At 41.8% G+C, this 16,360-nt stretch carries 16 protein-coding genes; 10 read left to right on the top strand and 6 right to left on the bottom strand.

Annotated elements, in window-relative coordinates:
* Positions 1-338: 338 nt before the first annotated feature.
* The 3 genes from QJS82_RS08705 (at position 339) to QJS82_RS08695 (ending at position 3,394) form a co-directional block, all read left to right on the top strand.
* Entirely contained in the window at positions 339-1,439 is a 1,101-nt protein-coding gene (locus tag QJS82_RS08705; RefSeq protein ID WP_281490229.1) for an NUDIX hydrolase, read from the top strand.
* 203 nt (positions 1,440-1,642) lie between these two features.
* Positions 1,643-2,503, top strand: a complete 861-nt coding sequence (nadC, locus tag QJS82_RS08700; RefSeq protein ID WP_281490228.1) for a carboxylating nicotinate-nucleotide diphosphorylase — start codon at positions 1,643-1,645, stop codon at positions 2,501-2,503.
* Positions 2,504-2,752: 249 nt separating this feature from the next.
* A complete protein-coding gene (locus QJS82_RS08695; RefSeq protein ID WP_201625269.1) occupies positions 2,753-3,394 on the top strand; it encodes a MarC family protein in 642 nt (213 codons plus the stop codon).
* Positions 3,395-3,499: 105 nt separating this feature from the next.
* On the opposite strand, the gene QJS82_RS08690 is transcribed toward QJS82_RS08695, so the two are convergent.
* On the bottom strand, positions 3,500-3,862 hold the full coding sequence (locus QJS82_RS08690) for a hypothetical protein (RefSeq protein WP_281490227.1): 363 nt from the start codon (positions 3,860-3,862) through the stop codon (positions 3,500-3,502).
* Positions 3,859-4,788: a flagellar biosynthesis protein FlhF gene (locus QJS82_RS08685; RefSeq protein ID WP_281490226.1), complete on the bottom strand. Its 930-nt coding sequence runs from the start codon at positions 4,786-4,788 to the stop codon at positions 3,859-3,861. The genes QJS82_RS08690 and QJS82_RS08685 overlap by 4 nt, the downstream gene beginning before the upstream one ends.
* A gap of 188 nt (positions 4,789-4,976) precedes the next feature.
* Between QJS82_RS08685 and QJS82_RS08680 the strand changes: the two genes are divergently transcribed.
* On the top strand, positions 4,977-6,281 hold the full coding sequence (locus tag QJS82_RS08680; protein WP_281490225.1) for an RNA-guided endonuclease InsQ/TnpB family protein: 1,305 nt from the start codon (positions 4,977-4,979) through the stop codon (positions 6,279-6,281).
* Positions 6,282-6,564: 283 nt separating this feature from the next.
* On the top strand, positions 6,565-7,947 hold the full coding sequence (locus QJS82_RS08675) for a trimethylamine monooxygenase (protein ID WP_281490224.1): 1,383 nt from the start codon (positions 6,565-6,567) through the stop codon (positions 7,945-7,947).
* Positions 7,948-8,041: 94 nt separating this feature from the next.
* Here the strand turns inward: QJS82_RS08675 and QJS82_RS08670 are convergent, their stop codons facing one another.
* Positions 8,042-8,644, bottom strand: a complete 603-nt coding sequence (locus tag QJS82_RS08670; RefSeq protein WP_281490223.1) for a LysE/ArgO family amino acid transporter — start codon at positions 8,642-8,644, stop codon at positions 8,042-8,044.
* Positions 8,645-8,891: 247 nt separating this feature from the next.
* Between QJS82_RS08670 and QJS82_RS08665 the strand changes: the two genes are divergently transcribed.
* Positions 8,892-9,626 (top strand): hypothetical protein, encoded by a 735-nt coding sequence (locus QJS82_RS08665; RefSeq protein ID WP_281491701.1) that lies wholly within the window; start codon positions 8,892-8,894, stop codon positions 9,624-9,626.
* A gap of 86 nt (positions 9,627-9,712) precedes the next feature.
* Here the strand turns inward: QJS82_RS08665 and QJS82_RS08660 are convergent, their stop codons facing one another.
* Positions 9,713-10,681, bottom strand: coding sequence for an IS4 family transposase (locus QJS82_RS08660; protein WP_281491656.1), 969 nt, complete (start codon positions 10,679-10,681; stop codon positions 9,713-9,715).
* Positions 10,682-11,063: 382 nt separating this feature from the next.
* Here QJS82_RS08660 and QJS82_RS08655 point away from each other — a divergent pair, with 382 nt between their 5' ends.
* Positions 11,064-11,759 (top strand): hypothetical protein, encoded by a 696-nt coding sequence (locus QJS82_RS08655; RefSeq protein ID WP_281490222.1) that lies wholly within the window; start codon positions 11,064-11,066, stop codon positions 11,757-11,759.
* 38 nt (positions 11,760-11,797) lie between these two features.
* Entirely contained in the window at positions 11,798-12,355 is a 558-nt protein-coding gene (locus QJS82_RS08650) for a hypothetical protein (RefSeq protein WP_281490221.1), read from the top strand.
* A 126-nt stretch (positions 12,356-12,481) separates the two neighbouring features.
* On the opposite strand, the gene rluB is transcribed toward QJS82_RS08650, so the two are convergent.
* Both rluB and QJS82_RS08640 read right to left on the bottom strand, forming a co-directional pair.
* Entirely contained in the window at positions 12,482-13,402 is a 921-nt protein-coding gene (rluB, locus tag QJS82_RS08645; protein ID WP_281490220.1) for a 23S rRNA pseudouridine(2605) synthase RluB, read from the bottom strand.
* Between the two features lie 299 nt (positions 13,403-13,701).
* A complete protein-coding gene (locus QJS82_RS08640) occupies positions 13,702-14,583 on the bottom strand; it encodes an IS982 family transposase (RefSeq protein ID WP_281490219.1) in 882 nt (293 codons plus the stop codon).
* 193 nt (positions 14,584-14,776) lie between these two features.
* Here QJS82_RS08640 and QJS82_RS08635 point away from each other — a divergent pair, with 193 nt between their 5' ends.
* Entirely contained in the window at positions 14,777-15,871 is a 1,095-nt protein-coding gene (locus QJS82_RS08635) for a polysaccharide biosynthesis/export family protein (protein ID WP_281490218.1), read from the top strand.
* 11 nt (positions 15,872-15,882) lie between these two features.
* A complete protein-coding gene (locus QJS82_RS08630) occupies positions 15,883-16,314 on the top strand; it encodes a low molecular weight protein-tyrosine-phosphatase (protein ID WP_281490217.1) in 432 nt (143 codons plus the stop codon).
* Positions 16,315-16,360 lie beyond the last annotated feature (46 nt).

Below are 16,360 nucleotides of genomic sequence, written 5' to 3'. Positions count from 1 at the left end.
TGTCGTTAGGAATAAGACGACAGTTAAATATGGTAAATAAATAAAGTGTTTTAATTATGCTCATTTTGAGCATAAATACAAGTATTTTTTATAATTAACTTTAAAATTGAACTAAATCTTTGTGGATTTCTTCTATTTGTGGATTTCTTTTAAATAGCGCCGTTTCTTATACTGTTTCTCTTGCATTTATCTTCCAGTATTTATTACATGCCATTGGTATATTTACAACGGCAGGCTATGATAGTTTTAGATTCACGCTATACTAAGCCGTGTTATAAAAGTCATAATTTGTAGCTTTTTCACTGCATTCTTCAAGATAAAGGATATTTACTAAAGCCATGACGTTGTCTTACTCACATGCACATCAACAGGGTAGTGGCACCACAGAAGTGGTCGCCGTGTTGGTGGCGATTACTGAGCATACCGCTCGGGTCTTAACCGTTGATCAAGGTAAGCTATTGCCCAATGGGCCCCTTATGCCATTACATCGCTCACTACAAGCGGGCGTACGTCAATGGGTCGAAGAGCAAACGCAGCAGCCGCTCGGTTATTTAGAGCAGCTATATACCTTTGTCGATACCAATAGACGCAACGTTGATGGCCATGCGTTGGTGTATGTGAGCTACTTGGGATTGGTGCAAGAGACGCAAACGCAGCAGCTACAGAGCCAAGCTCTATGGCGAGATTGGTATGATTATTTTCCTTGGGAAAATCACTTGGAGGGTAGGCCAAGTATCATCATGGATTTCATTGTGCCAGCACTATTAGAGTGGGCGAATAAAACAACAGATGCCATCGTTCAGCAGCGTCGTCGTCAGCGCATTGGCTTGTGCTGGGGATTGAGTGAAGCGTTCTTAGCGGGCAATGATTTTGGGAATTGCGAAAATAAAAATGCTGGCCTTAATACAGCGAGTGATAACAATCAGGACAATCGAGAGTGGGTTGCCGAACACGTACTGCTACGCTATGAGATGCTATATGAAGCGGGGCTGATTCCTGAAGCGCCCACCTATCCACCCAGTTATTCAGCCAACACTCAAATTAGTACCCAAACCAGTACCCAAACTAGTGCTCAGACCAGACTTTTACCTGAAAATTGGTCGCAGCTGATAGGTGCGCCCATGTATTATGATCATCGCCGCGTGATTGCTACCGCCATTTCACGTCTGCGCGCCAAGATTGAATATCGACCGCTTATTTTTGGTTTGATGCCAGATGTTTTCACCTTGTCGCAATTACAGCAAAGTGTTGAGGCGTTGTCAGGCGTGCGCTTGCATAAGCAAAACTTCCGTCGTTTGCTAGACTCACAAAACCTTGTCATGGAGACGGGGCAGAGTAGCAATGCCCAACGCGGTCGACCTGCCAAGCTTTATCGCTTTCGCCACGACATTGAGCTACAAAGCCTACTCATGGATAGTAAATTGCCCAAACGCAAATAGTGCCGATAGTATTAATGCCTGCATAACGCTTCCCCCATTAGCCTTAAATATAAATTGTTAAATAAATAAAATAACGCCCTTTTCTTGCGAGGCTAGGCGCTTTACGTTATATTTATGCTCATTTTGAGCTTAATAGAATAAAGCTCGGATTAGTAATGCGCATTTACCATGTAAAAGCCATCACACAAAAATAAGGGTGAAATATGACAGTTAAACAAGAGCCAGCATTGGATGAAGTATTACTTAAGCCCTTAGTGGAAGCCGCTTTAACTGAGGATTTGGGTAGACGTGGTGATGTGACGTCGCAAGCAACCATCCCAGATACTATGCAAGCAAAACTACAAATCAAAGCGCGCCAAGCAGGTGTGATTTGCGGTATGGATCTGGCAAGACTGTCTTTTGCTTTGGTTGATGCGCAGATAGAGTTTATTGCTCAGGTTGTTGATGGTGAAACGGTTGCAGCGGGTACGGTATTGGCGATTGTCAGCGGCAATGCGCGTCATCTATTAACAGCGGAACGTACCGCTCTAAACTTTATGACTCATCTCAGTGGTATTGCAACGGCAACACGGCAGATTGTCGATAGTGTGGCAGAGTATCCTGCGCAAATTACCTGTACTCGTAAGACTATTCCAGGTCTACGCACGGTACAGAAATATGCGGTACGCTGCGGCGGCGGGCGCAACCATCGTTTAGGATTAGACGATGCAATTTTAATCAAAGACAATCACATTGCCATTGCAGGTGATATAAAGACCGCTATTCAGCAAGCGCAAGACTTTGCAGGTCACCTGATTCCGATAGAAGTTGAAGTCGATACGTTAGCGCAGTTAGAGCAAGCCTTAGAGGCTGGCGTGAGCTTGGTGCTGTTAGATAATATGTCGCCTGAGATATTATCTAAAGCGGTCGCTATGTGTAAAGGTCGCGCCAAGACCGAAGCGTCAGGTGGTATCACGCCTGAAACTGTGCAAGCCGTAGCAGAGACAGGTGTTGATTTTATTGCCATGGGTTATTTGACTCATAGCACAACTGCGCTAGATATCGGCCTTGATTTTAACGCCTAACGTCAGCGCTTAGTCTGAGTTTATATTTGCTTTTATAGGTTAAATCTCGGACTAATAGTCTATTAAAAGGGCAGATTTGTATGGATATCCTATGGATTTGGTAAGGCGTAAGGATTAAGCGAAGTTAATGATTTAATTGGCTTATCTGCCTATGCTACAATGCCGCTGCTACCGACTATAAGGTCATCGTACACGCGCACGACGACCTTATCTTTTGCCCGATTTGCCCAATAGATAAGCGAGCGCTTAGTGAATACTGAAATCATCAAGATAATCTTAGCTTTTTTGGTATTGATTAATCCCTTTGGCGCATTGACGTTATTTTTGGATTCAACTCGCGGTTATTCGATGAATAATCGCCGTAAAGTGGCGCGAGTAGCTTGTTTAACCATTTTCATCACCATCAGTTTCTTTACTATAGTAGGTGAAACGCTACTAAAAGCTTTGGGTATCTCGATTGGCTCGTTCCAGTTGGCAGGTGGTATTTTAGTATTCTTAATTGCCTTAAACATGATGAATGGTGAAGGCAACCCTGTTAAACCTGATCAAGAAAATTTCGATGTTGATCATCTGCACGGTGCACCGCCAACAATGGCTGCAGCAGTCGTGCCTATAGCCATTCCAATGATGATTGGACCTGGTGGTATCTCAACAGTAATTATTTACTCTTCGCAAGTTTCCGGTATGTTGCAAGTCTCTGCTATTTTGATTGCGGGTTTATTTATCAGTTTATTCTGTTATTTAGCCTTGATGGCGGCAGGTCGCATCAGTCGTCTATTAGGCGATACAGGCTTAAACATCATGAGTCGAATCATGGGTATGTTACTCGCGGCAGTTGCTATCGAAATTATCGTGAATGGCTTACGAACCTTATTTCCTGATTTAGTTTGATTAATTCCTAAGTGCTCATTGCTTTTATCTGGCTTTTTAATAACGGCTATTACAAGCTATCTAAAAGCGAAAGAGGACTCCACCCGACATTAGGGTCATAGGTATCTACACAAGTTTTCTAGCCGCCTCAGCAAAGTATTTTAGATCATCAGGGGAGTAGTGATTAACGAGCTCGTTAAAGTTAAGCCATTGGAACAAACCAGCCATTACCGCAGGGGCAGTTATGGGTTTACTGCGTTTCATTTGCCGACCTGACAGGCGTACTAAAAACAGAACAAACTCTCGCGATTGTTTATCTGATGCTTGCATAAGTCGCCACACTAACGTACAAGCTTGTGATGCAATCAATAAGCGTTTAAAAAAGGCATCCCCACTTTGCTGTAACCACTGCTCTAAATGCTGACCTGCACTTTTAAGCAATTTAAAATACGACTCGATCTGCCAGCGCCAGTAATACCATTGACTCACCTCACCTCACCTGCAGGCACTTCATCGCCTTGCAGATTGGTGAGTAGATACCAAGTGGCTAATAGCTTATCTTTGTTATCATAAATCCGGCTAACAACAAGCACTAGCGAGGTGGGCTCACCCTTGATAGGCGTCACTCTTTTGCCTGTGTTAGGATCAACTGCCTTAGGTTTGGCAGGACGTGTTAAAACAACATTGGCACTGGCTATGTACTGATGGGCAAGTCTGCCCTTATAACTTACTTGACGTTCATATTTAAAGTCGAGTTGTTCCGCTATCTGACTAGAGCGCTGAGATTTGCCTTTATAACTAAGGTAAGAGCCTGCTTTGGATCTGATGATAAAGTGATGGTTACCTTCCTCCCACTGGCGCATATGAAACGCTGAATCGGCTTCTCTATCAATAATATGAACCAAGGGCTTATCAAATCCCTGCTGGTCTAAATACTCAATACGATCCGTTAATTCATTGAGGTGGGTTTGTTTGGTAGGCGTCTTCTGATAGCTGCTATGTACGCTATTTGCTGTAATGAGGTTTTGAGCCGGTGTGGCGATTGGGCTACCATTGATGTCACTTACTAGGATACTTGATTGCAGTTCATATCCAACATCTGTTTTATGACTCATTGCATACGTATCTGTCTTATTGCTATGAGTTAAAGCTATCCGCGACCAGTCATGCATCACAAGTCCATAGCGTTTGCACTCCTCCCGACATCCTTGTAAGCTATTTTTAAGTAACGGCTTACTAAGCTCTTGATAGCTGATATTGTCATTGTGAACAAATCGCCATAAAGCTTGGGTTTGAGCTAAACTACTTTGTGTATTAATACTGGCTTTCATACCCGCTTGTACTTTACTATTTGGATGAGTGTGATTGTGTACGAGTTGTTGATATCGTTTGATGAGCCTCGTATCTAGCTCCATTTTATCTATACCATACTGGAAGATTCTATCATTCTTTTTTGCTCTTTTTAAGTTGTGTAGATACCTATGCATTAGGGTGGAGGTGAATTTCGCCTAGTGTTTATTATATTTTTATACAAATTAGCTACTGTATGAAATCTAAATAATCTTTAGAATTTATATTCTATCAAACAAAATTAGTTGCGGTAATGAAAATCAACAAGGCGTATAAATTTAGGCTTGAGCCTAACGTAGAGCAACGGGTTATTTTAAATAACCTTGTCGGCTCTGCGCGTTTTGTTTGGAATCAAATGCTAGCAATGTCATTCGAGATGCTTGCCAACAATGAGTTTATTAATGCCACCAACTTGGTTAATAAAATCATGGATCTAAAGAACAATCCTGATTTTGAATTCTTAAAAAGCCACTCAAATGCGGTGTCTTTACAACAAAAAGTTCGTGACTTGGCATCGGCTTGGTCACGCTTTTTTGATCCGAAAGTTCATGCCAGGTTAAAAGAAAATAAGAAAAAACCTAAAAAGCCCAAATCCTTTAAGTTGCTTGATGGCACTGAGCTTCAATTACGACCCCTGATGCCGCAGTGGAAACGTAAAATTGACCGCCGCGACTCAATTCGCTTGGTTCAGTTTGATAAATATTGCCGTGTTGAGGGTAATCGCGTCAAATTACCGAATGGTATTGGTTTGGTGAAATTTAGAAAGTCGCAAGATATTATCGGCGCCATCAAAAACGTCACTATTAGCAAGAAATCAGGGCGCTGGTCCGTGTCTTTTGGGTGTGAGCGCGAGATTGAAAACCCAATTCACCCTTCTAAAACCGCCATCGGCATTGATTTAGGCATCACCAAACTCATCAGTACCTCAGACGGTCAGTACATTAAACCCAAAAATAGCTTTAAATCCAATCAAGTCAAACTGGCAAAGTTGCAACGGCAGTTGAGTCGTAAGGTCTTATTTAGCCAAAACTGGCAAAAACAAAACCGTAAGATTCAAAAACTTCATCATCATATCGCCAATATTCGCCACGATTACTTGCATAAAATCACCACCAACATCAGCAAAAACCACGCCATGATTGTTGTTGAGGATTTGAAAGTAGTCAATATGTCGCAGTCAGCTAGCGGCTCTGCCGTTCAGCATGGGCGCAATGTCAAAGCTAAGTCAGGATTGAATAAGTTGATCTTAGATCAAGGCTGGGGCATGATGGTTGATATGCTTGAGTATAAGCAGCACTGGCAAGGCGGATTACTTATAAAAATTAATCCACGATATACCAGCCAGACCTGCTTTGAATGCAAGCATATCGCCAAAGAGAATCGACAAACTCAGGCCAAGTTCGAGTGCGTCAAATGCAGGTATGTTGCGAACGCTGATTTTAATGCGGCTCGCAATATATTAGCGGCAGGACATGCCGCTTTGTCTGCGGAGGGAGGATGCGGTAAAGGTCGCCCGATGAAGCAGAAAACTTGTGGCCTTCGTGAGAAAGCCACCTAACAGCATTTGCTTTTAGAATCCCACACTTGAGCTTGGCGAAAGTGGTGAGAGTATGTCAAATTCTATCAAAATTGCAGCCCAGTCCTCGCCAAAAGATAGTATTCATCAAAAACCTCCTGTCTATTTCCTAAGATACTGCCTCCTAAAAGATCATCTCTTAGGTAAATTTTAAAATTAATTTCTGACTTTAATACCTACGATCAATTACCAAAAGTATCAGCAAAAAACGCCAATTATGAAATTATGTTATAATAGGGGTACGATAATTTCATAGGAGTTAGTTTTGAGTAAGAAAAGGATTGCTATTTTAGGTGCAGGTCCAAGTGGTTTGGCGCAGTTGCGTGCTTTTGAAGCAGCTCGTTTGGCTGGCGCAAAGAACTTGCCTGAGATAGTTTGTTATGAAAAGCAAAACGCTATCGGCGGCATGTGGAATTACAGCTGGCGCACAGGTTTAGACAGAAACGGTGAGCCTGTCCACGGTAGTATGTATCGCTATTTATGGTCAAATGGCCCTAAAGAGTGTTTAGAGTTTGCCGATTATTCGTTCGATGAGCATTTTGGTGAACCCATCCCATCATATCCACCACGTGAAGTCCTAAAAGACTACATCATGGGTCGTATCGATAAGCAAGATATTCAAAAATACATCCGCTTTGAGTGCCCTGTACGTTGGGTGTCATTTGATGAGGAAACGCAAAAATTCACCGTGACGGTGATGAACCATAAAACCGATGAGCAAGAAGTGGAAGAGTTTGATTATGTCGTGGTTGCGACCGGTCATTTCTCAACGCCAAACATGCCATACTTTGAAGGTTTAGAAGCGTTCCCCGGTCGTATCCTACACGCTCATGATTTCCGTGACGCACTAGAATTTAAAGACGAAGATATCTTACTTATCGGTAGCAGTTATTCTGCCGAAGACATTGGCACGCAGTGCTACAAGTATGGCACCAAATCAGTCACCATTAGCTATCGCACACAAGCGCTTGGCTACGACTGGCCAGAAGGTATCAAAGAAGTGCCATTAGTAACGCATTTTGAAGATGATGTGGCACATTTTGCTGATGGTACGAGCCAAAGCTTTGACGCTATTATCATGTGTACGGGTTACTTGTTCCACTTCCCATTTATGCCAGATGAGCTACGTTTGCAGACGCATAACTGCTTGTATCCAGCCAACTTATATAAAGGTGTTTTTTGGCAGCCGAATCCAAAGCTGATTTATTTAGGTATGCAGGATCAGTATTTCACCTTTAATATGTTTGATGCGCAAGCGTGGTACGCACGCGATGTGATGCTGGGCGATATCGGATTGCCTGATTTGGCGACTCGTGAAGCAGATGAGCAAAAGTGGTTGGCGACTTATGCTAAGTGCGTGACGGTCAGTGATTCTATTGATTTTCAGGCTGCTTATATCCGTGACTTGACCAATGGCACCGATTACCCAGAGTTCGCGGTAGAAGAGCAGGGCGAGATTTTAAAGGAATGGCAAAAAGATAAAGCTGAGAACATCATGACCTTTAGAGAAAAGTCATATCGTTCTACTTTAACTGGAACGCTATCTCCTGAGCTACCAGAGCCATGGTTAGATATTCTTGATGATTCGCTAGAGCATTTTTTAAATTTAACCTTTGTTAAGCCTAAAAAGCGCAAAAAAGCGTCCTAATAAGAAGTCATTAGTTTCAAAGTAATAAAAAACCAAACACGTAATGTGTTTGGTTTTTTCGTTTTGATAAGCTGTGTTTATTTCTTACGCTGCATTAACTTTGATATAGATGCCAAGCCAAATACAGCATTAAAATACCGACCAAGGCATCGAGTATATTCCAAGCTTTTGGTTTGGCAAATAGTGGTCGAAGTAATCGCGCACCATAACCAAGTGCAAAAAAGAAAAAGAATGATGCGCTTACTGCACCAGCGGCAAATACGACTTTGCTAGTTGCGCCTGTTGAAACCATGCCGACGAGTACCAATGTATCTAGGTAGACGTGCGGGTTAAGCCAAGTAAAGCCAAAGCATAATAACAGTGCTTTTTTTAAGCTGGTGACGACTTGTCCTTCAACGTTAAGCGCATGCGATACGCGTACACTGGCGTATAAGCTTTGCAGTCCATAGCCAAGTAAAAATACCACGCCTGCAAATTTGGCAATGTCTACAACTTGCGGATAACGTGCTGTCACTGCGCCAAAACCGCCAACGCCAGCGGAGATTAGCAGCGCATCACTGACTGCGCAAAATAAGCAGACGAAAAAGATATGTTCGCGTTTCAGTCCTTGTTTGAGGACAAAGGCATTTTGCGAGCCGATGGCAATGATGAGCGATAGCCCAAGTAAGAAGCCAGAAATATAATCGGGAGCATTCATAATAGTGCGCTTATAATGTTTTAAGATTTGGTGTTTTTAGGGCTTTGTCTTTCACATGATTTGAGAGGTTGTGATGTGAGAATCTTGACATTTTGCTTACTGGCAGCGCCGTAAAAAGCTGTTAAGATACGCTATTAAATAAATCGATGCAATATGAAAAAACGCAATATGAATAAACGCACTACGAGCAAAATATGAATGCATTGGAAGAGGGGCAGAGTCGGTCATGGTGGTAAGTTTGGCAAGAATGCTACAGTCCTTTGGGCAAGCTCAAGACCTGCCAACACTCGCGGCTAAAAATGCTCAGAAAATGGCAAGTAGTGATGACGCAACTGCTAATGATAAAGCAGCCGATAATGAGCAGACTCAAGCGAGCAGCAAACGTTCTACGCTTACGCCGCCTGAGCGTGCGGATCGTATTTGCGCTGCGTTAGCACAAGTAAATGATATCCGCTCGGCAACGCCATTGACCGATCGCTATTTAGCCAATCGTGCTCAGATGCGCCCGACCAATCGCCCTCCTTTTGACCCTGATACGTTATGGTATCTCAAACATGGACGCTGTCCGATTATGACTGAGCTTGTTGATGTGGTCGATGAGGCCACCCTAAATGCTATGCCTATTGAGGCCGTTGCGATACTAGATAGGATTAATGGTAAGTTAAAGCGCTACCGTGAGTGGAGTAGCGAGCTCAATGCTGAGCAACAACAGCAACATAATGAGCGCCAGTTTGTTATCGATAAACTGGTGTCCGAAAGTATCCCTGAGGCGCTACATCACTATGAGCAGTTGCAACGCTTTAGTCCGCACCGTACCAAAAATAATGTGGTGCAAGGAAAAATGACCGCAGGCGATATGTTGACCGATTTGTTTTTAGAGATTGATTACGAGCTTGATGAATTACTAGATGAGCTCCACCAAATGGTGATGAATAAACTGGCTTCAACGCACCGTTATGTTAAAAGCCGCACCCAAAGCTAGTGGTTGCTTGCTTTTTAATTATGGGCTTTTACTCATGAACTTTGAATTGGCGTTATAAAAGTAATCTCTGCACACGACAAAAAAAATCATCCCCACCCGATTTTCATAGGTTTAGGGGTTAAAAAGCTAACTAACTGTCGAAATACAGTCTTATCATTATTAAAAAACACCAAGCGAAGGCCTTCAATCAATATATCCAGGCCAAGCGCAAACAAACTGGCTTGAGGTCGAGCGTTTGACTTCAACTTGCGTTTTAACGGCTTATCTTTGTCTTTATAAATACCGACATGATAAGCCCAACAAAATGCTAAGGCGTTCACTGCGACTAATTTACTGACCCGATCAAGATGGGTTAAGTGGGTATCTTCAAGATTAAAGCCACGGCCCTTTAGACAAGCAAATAAAGTCTCAATTTCCCAACGCTTGCCATAGCTTGTCATCGCATCCACTGTTTCTAGTTGATTGGTTGCGACAATCACTAAACCGTAGTCTTTATCACGCTTGGCAAATACTCGGACCAAACAACCATCGACAGTCAGTATTCGCCCATGTCGATATGTTTCTTGATGGCTAACATGGCGCAATAATTCTTTAATCTGTACCAGCTTGCCATGATGATTCCTAACTTTACTGTTCTTCTTAATCCGTATGGCAAAGGGTATGTGATTATTGGTGAGCCAGTTAAACCATTTTTCGCCAACAAACTCTCTGTCTGCTACTATCATCTCAAGGTTATCTTTGCCAAATTGTTTGATAAACCGCTCAATAAGTTCACAGCGTTCAAGATGGTTTGTATTACCTCGCTTATCTAGCATTTGCCAGTATAAGGGGATGGCTATCCCTTTATATACCACCCCTAGCATAAAGATGTTGAGGTTACTTTTACCCCATTTCCAGTTGGTGCGGTCAATGGTTAAGGTGACTTTGCCTAGCCCAAATAGTCGATATATCATCAAAGCCAGTTGATCGTAGTCTATCCTGGCTTCGGCAAAAAATCGCTGTAGTCTGCGATAGTGACTGTCGGTCTTGCCACCCTTAGGGAGGTGTCTTGCTATTTTTTTTAAGATTACTGCTTTGAGCAGTAATCAGGGCTATTATCATTAGGCTCAAACATGTGATTCTTGCCTTGTTCATACTCAGGTTTTGGGTTAAAGTTTCACTAAGTCTGTTAAAGTTTGGCATGGTCTGATTCGTCTTGAAAATTACTATTATGCCTTTGCTTTAACAGACTTTTTTGTTTTTTTGTCGTGTGCAGAGAAAAGTAATATAAATCAGCATGATTAAACACAATCGATTCAATGTATAACAATATAGGGCTTTAATAGAGCCTTATTTTTTTGTTTAATGATAGCTATCAATTTTTATTTAGAATAATAGGTTTATTTAAAATAATAAGAAATTTGCCAAACAATTTGGCTAAGCAATAAGGACAACCTAATGACCCAATTGACTGCGATGTTCGTAATGTTTGTTTTATATGGCGTGTTGCCAGCCGCTGGGTTGTACCTAGGATATCGTGGTATCAAGAAAGTGACGGCGCCCAAAATGCTTGAGTATAAAGCGATGCCGCAGTTAGGCTATATTCCCGAAAAAAGCTTGCCAGTTGAGGTCAAGACAGCGCTCGACCAAATCAATGACAAAGGCGAAAAGCTGCGTGTTATTTATGGTGATACCAATAATGATGGCAAAATCGATGATAAAGATACCGTCACCGAAACCTATATCATGATTCAAAATCTAATGGATAGACATGTGCCACTAGCGGTGGCTGATTATCGCCGTTTGCATGACTTAGATGTGGGGGAAGGCGCGCTTGCTGATAGCACTAAAATTAAGCACTCCAATGTCACTGGCAAAGAAGCATTGTTAGATGTGTTGAGCACGATTAATACTCAGTTTGATGATTTGCTTAGTGCTTCCTATCATCAAGATGGACAAAAGCTGCTTGCAACCAACCGTTACTTACAAAAACGTTTTAACAATCCTGCCGTTAATGCGGATATTCAAGAGGTTCAAAAGCTTACCAACAGTGAGGATACTGTTAATAGTAATGTAGATATCGAAGCGCTTGAAATTCCAACTGATGCAAGTGGCAAAAGCGCGAATACGAATGCTAAAGATATTAAATTGTAATTACCCAATCGTATGAGCTAAATAAAGGTTAGGCGTATATGAGTGTTTTAATTGGCGTTGGCATTGTGACGACGGTCACTACTATTTATTTAGGTAGAAAAGGCTGGCACGCATTGCATAAAGCGGTCGGCATTACCCCAGGTGTGCTTACGTATCAAGATAATAATACGCCATTGGCACTATCTGCGGTAAATTGGCAGCAGCTAACTTTAAATAAAAAGCACTTAAAGGTATTGCCAGATAACCAACTACGTCAATTGCAGCGTATCGATGAAAAGGTCAGCAACTATCAATCTTATCAAAAAATACTACAAGCTCAGAATAAAATGCCTGCGGTCACAGAACAGCAGTTTGTGTTAAATAAAATGTTGCATACCCGTTTACCTGAAATGCTAGCCAGTCACTATCAGCTAGTGAATATAAATAGAAGTAATAATGAGGTAAATCAGCAAAAAAAAGCTGAAGCTAGTGAGTTATTACAAGATGCATTAAATAATATAGAGCATCGTCTAGATGAACTATTAAAGCAAATAGAGGTTCAGCAGTTGCAGGAATTACGAGTCATGAAGAACTATATTAATAGTCATGATAGCTAAGCTTTGGGGTAGTAACGTTATTAAGAAAACGCATAAAAAAGCGGTCAATGAATGAATCATTGACCGCTTTTTTTATTAACTACTTCAAATTTATAAAAGATTCAAAGTAAGGTTAAATTAATCCGATTAACGCTTGTTGTCACGGGTATTACGGGTGCCGCGACTGGCAGGACTAGCACTGCTCTTAGGTTTTGCGCTGCTAGGACGGCTATCGCTACGAGTGTCAGTACGACGTGCTTTAAGCGGTTTATTTTTAATACGTTCTTGCTTCTCTTTAGCTGCACCATGCAGACCTGTACCGTGACGTGGGCGTAAGCTCACTAAATCCGTCAAAGTATTGATGTCTTTTTTGTCGAGCTCTAAGAAGCGACCGGTACGTAGCTCTTTTGGTAAGATAATCGTACCGTAACGTGTACGCAGTAGGCGGCTAACTTTAAGACCTTGCGACTCAAACAAACGACGTACTTCGCGGTTACGACCTTCTTTTAGCTTGACGTGATACCACTTATTGACGCCTTCACCGCCACCTTCTTTAATATCTTCAAACTGTGCCATGCCATCTTCTAACATGACGCCAGACGTTAACGTACGAGCGATATCTGGTGTCACTTCACCAAGCACACGCACGGCATATTCACGTGTCACTTCGCTAGACGGATGCATTAAGCGATGCGCCATTTCGCCATCATTGGTAAATAATAGCAGACCAGTCGAATTAATATCCAAGCGACCAACCATTACCCAGCGGTCATGAGTCAATTTTGGCAAACGCTCAAAAACGGTTGGACGGCCTTCTGGATCATTGGCAGAACATACTTCGCCTTCAGGTTTGTAATAGGCTAAAACACGACGACGCTTTTCATTTTCGGCAGTGTATTTGATCTGACGACCATCAACACGAATCTCATCGCCTTGTTCCACACGGTCGCCGATAGTCGCTGGACCATTATTAACGGTCACGCGACCTGCTTTAATCACTTCTTCCATCTGACGACGTGAGCCAAGTCCCATACGGGCGAGGGCTTTTTGGAGTTTTTCATCTTTCATAACGATATCCTTGAGTCGGTGGGTTTACATTTCTCAATGTATAAATTTGGACTGACTATTATACGCTATTTATCAAGGCTTTGTTTAAGAGAAATTTTTTAAGGCTATCGTTATTGGCAATAAGTTATTTTTTTATTAGATAGTTATGGGTTTAAACAAGGTCTCTATATTTGGCGAAAGCGAATATACATTGATTGTTACTCTTACGTAATTTTTGCCAAAAACAGCCCATTATTATTCAATATTTAATCACTTAACCCCAGTTCGGGATAAGCCACATTGTAACTCATTGATACTATTTACAATGTGGCTACCTGTCCCTGCTGAGGCATGTTTTTGATGGTGGGTTTATAGGGAAACCAGCAATAAGCAATCAAACCTGACAGCAAGTTTGTGACAAACCCCGTGACACTACGATGGCGTGAGTGTTCGATTTGGCACAAGTTTTTAAGCTCTCCAAACACCGTTTCAACCAAAGAGCGATGATTGAGTAGTGCCTCATCCATAGGCTCAAGTAATTGGGGTTTCATATTACGCCGAAGTTTGGTTATCAGCGTGGTATCACTGTGTTTTGTGAGCCACGCGTTTAGTGCTTTACTGATGTATCCTCTATCACCAAACACCTTGCCAAACACAGACGTTGCCATATCCTTAATAGGCACTCTGTCATCGGTATTACCCGCAGTGACTTTAATGGATACAAGCTCGCCCTTATGATTGATAATGGCGTGCAGCTTAAAGCCATAGAACCAGCCCATGCTGCTTTTGCCTCGGGTTGCAAGTCCTTTAAAGACTTTATGACGGTAGATACGCTTGTTATGACAAACTGCTATCTTGGTTGAATCAATATAGCTGATACCCGTACAGTCGCCCATTATGCTTTGCAAGTAGCTGCACAGTGGCATGATACTGCGCAGCACTAGCTCTATAAATCGCGAGTAGCTCGGCAGATTTGGAAACTCCCGTTTCATCATGCCAAGCATGTGATGGTAGTAAAACGCCTTAAACTGTCGATAACGCAGTTGATGAAACAGTACCAAGATGGTCATAATCTCTGCTACACTTATCTGGCATGCTCTTAACCTTTGGTGTCCCGTTGCGATTAAATGAGCGTCAAACTCAGGTTTGAATTGCTGATAAAAGTCGTCAATATGGCAGTATAGTTCGGTTAGGTTGTCCATGTAAGAAGTCCTTTTTGCTTAAGTGGTCTTGGTAAACTTACTTTAGCAACTTTGGACTTCTTTTTTATCTTTTTTTTGAGCCCTTATCCCGAACTGGGGTTCACTTATGTTATTATGGCTTTTTTATGTGGCTAATGTAACCCTTTAGTATAGTTGTCCCAATTGGTTTAATCGGTAGGCGCTACTTATACCTATGATTTATAAAGGTTTTTCTATGTTTTTCAATTCATCAAAGTTATTAAGTGTAGCGTGTCTACTCATGATTAGTCTGATCTCAGGTTGCAGTAGTATCAATGCTGGGCTACAGGCAGGTGAGTTACCGCCTAGTGGGACATTTGTCGCTGACAATGGTATTCAGTTTAATGTGCAACCGTTAAATCTAGCTACTTTGCCGCCTAAGCAAGGAGTTGTTACTAATAATGATTTATATACGCTAGCTAAAACCTCTGGACGAGTAGAATACCGTATTGAGCAAGGGGATATTCTTAGCGTTACCCTTATTGATTACCCAGATATTAATGCATCGACATCAAGTCTGACAGTTGATCAACAAGGCTTTATTCAATTCCCTCTGATAGGGCGTATTAAAGCCAGTGGTATGAGTGTGCCACAATTTACCGCTACCTTACAAAGCAAATTACAACGTTATCTTAAGTATTCTGATCCACAAGTGAAAATTATAAATTATCGTGGTAGTAAATTCTTTGTTGATGGAGATGTTAAGCAGTCTGGTGAGTTTGCTATTGCTGATGTACCAGTATCTCTATACAGTGCAATTTCTATGGCAGGTGGAGCAACGACTACCGGTGATTCAAATAATATAGTGCTTAATCGAAGAGGAAAGAATTATAATTTTGGATTACAGTCGTTACGCCAAATGGGCCTATCGGCTAATCAAATATATCTGCAAGATGGCGATTCTATTCATGTCAACAGCCAAGACCGTAACAAAATATATGTATTAGGGGAGTTTGGACAAGTAGAACCTGTGCCTATTTTAGAGCATGGTATCAGTTTAGCGCAGGTGTTGGGTGAGTCTAAAGGGCTTAATTCCAGTACTGCGAATGCCGCAAAAATATATGTTGTTCGTGATAATCTAAATACACGAGCGACGGATATTTATTATGTAGATATGCAAACGATCACTAGCTTTGCACTTGCCAATCGTTTCGAGATGCAGGCCAATGATATTGTGTATGTTGATCCAACTGGTTTAACGCGCTGGAATCGTGTTATTAGTTCACTACTTCCTTCCACTGCTGCTGTCAGAGCTTTCTCAGGTTTATAGGAATTACTCCAATGGCATTTGATAACATTCTCGTTGTTTGTGTCGGTAATATTTGTCGTAGTCCAATGGCAGAAGCTTTATTAAAACAACGCTATCCTGATAAAGCTATTGACTCTGCTGGCGTCGGCGCATTAGTCGGCCACCCTGCGGACCCTGCTGCACTAGAAATCATGACAAAGCAACAGCTTGATATTACCAATCACGTGGCAAAACAGATCGATGAAAAGTTGGTTTTAAAAGCAGACCTTATTTTTACTATGTCAGATAGTCAGACTAAGTGGATCGAAGAACGCTGGCCGTTTTGTCGTGGTAAAACCTTTAAGTTAGGTCATTGGACAGATAATGATATTGCTGACCCCTATAGGCACGAAATTACTGCCTTCGAAACTGCATACCAAGATATCGTTGATGGTCTTGAACAGTGGGCAGATAAAATTAGTTAAATAGCTACTATTAACTACCTAACCTTTAAACGAATAACCTTAAGTG

Source organism: Psychrobacter maritimus, from assembly GCF_029953575.1.
GTDB classification, from domain to species: Bacteria; Pseudomonadota; Gammaproteobacteria; order Pseudomonadales; family Moraxellaceae; genus Psychrobacter; species Psychrobacter maritimus.
The sequence above is the reverse complement of the archived record's forward strand: the minus strand, read 5'-3'. Positions and strand labels throughout refer to the sequence as shown.

What these genes read in the sequence shown, in the direction of transcription:
- QJS82_RS08685 (WP_281490226.1), bottom strand. Translation starts at nt 4,788, where the DNA reads ATGGAGCTAGATACGAGGCTCATCAAACGATATCAACAACTCGTACAC.
- nadC (WP_281490228.1), top strand. Translation starts at nt 1,643, where the DNA reads ATGACAGTTAAACAAGAGCCAGCATTGGATGAAGTATTACTTAAGCCC.
- QJS82_RS08655 (WP_281490222.1), top strand. Translation starts at nt 11,064, where the DNA reads ATGACCCAATTGACTGCGATGTTCGTAATGTTTGTTTTATATGGCGTG.
- QJS82_RS08640 (WP_281490219.1), bottom strand. Translation starts at nt 14,583, where the DNA reads ATGGACAACCTAACCGAACTATACTGCCATATTGACGACTTTTATCAG.
- QJS82_RS08635 (WP_281490218.1), top strand. Translation starts at nt 14,777, where the DNA reads ATGATTTATAAAGGTTTTTCTATGTTTTTCAATTCATCAAAGTTATTA.
- QJS82_RS08670 (WP_281490223.1), bottom strand. Translation starts at nt 8,644, where the DNA reads ATGAATGCTCCCGATTATATTTCTGGCTTCTTACTTGGGCTATCGCTC.
- QJS82_RS08630 (WP_281490217.1), top strand. Translation starts at nt 15,883, where the DNA reads ATGGCATTTGATAACATTCTCGTTGTTTGTGTCGGTAATATTTGTCGT.
- rluB (WP_281490220.1), bottom strand. Translation starts at nt 13,402, where the DNA reads ATGAAAGATGAAAAACTCCAAAAAGCCCTCGCCCGTATGGGACTTGGC.
- QJS82_RS08650 (WP_281490221.1), top strand. Translation starts at nt 11,798, where the DNA reads ATGAGTGTTTTAATTGGCGTTGGCATTGTGACGACGGTCACTACTATT.
- QJS82_RS08705 (WP_281490229.1), top strand. Translation starts at nt 339, where the DNA reads ATGACGTTGTCTTACTCACATGCACATCAACAGGGTAGTGGCACCACA.
- QJS82_RS08665 (WP_281491701.1), top strand. Translation starts at nt 8,892, where the DNA reads ATGCTACAGTCCTTTGGGCAAGCTCAAGACCTGCCAACACTCGCGGCT.
- QJS82_RS08680 (WP_281490225.1), top strand. Translation starts at nt 4,977, where the DNA reads ATGAAAATCAACAAGGCGTATAAATTTAGGCTTGAGCCTAACGTAGAG.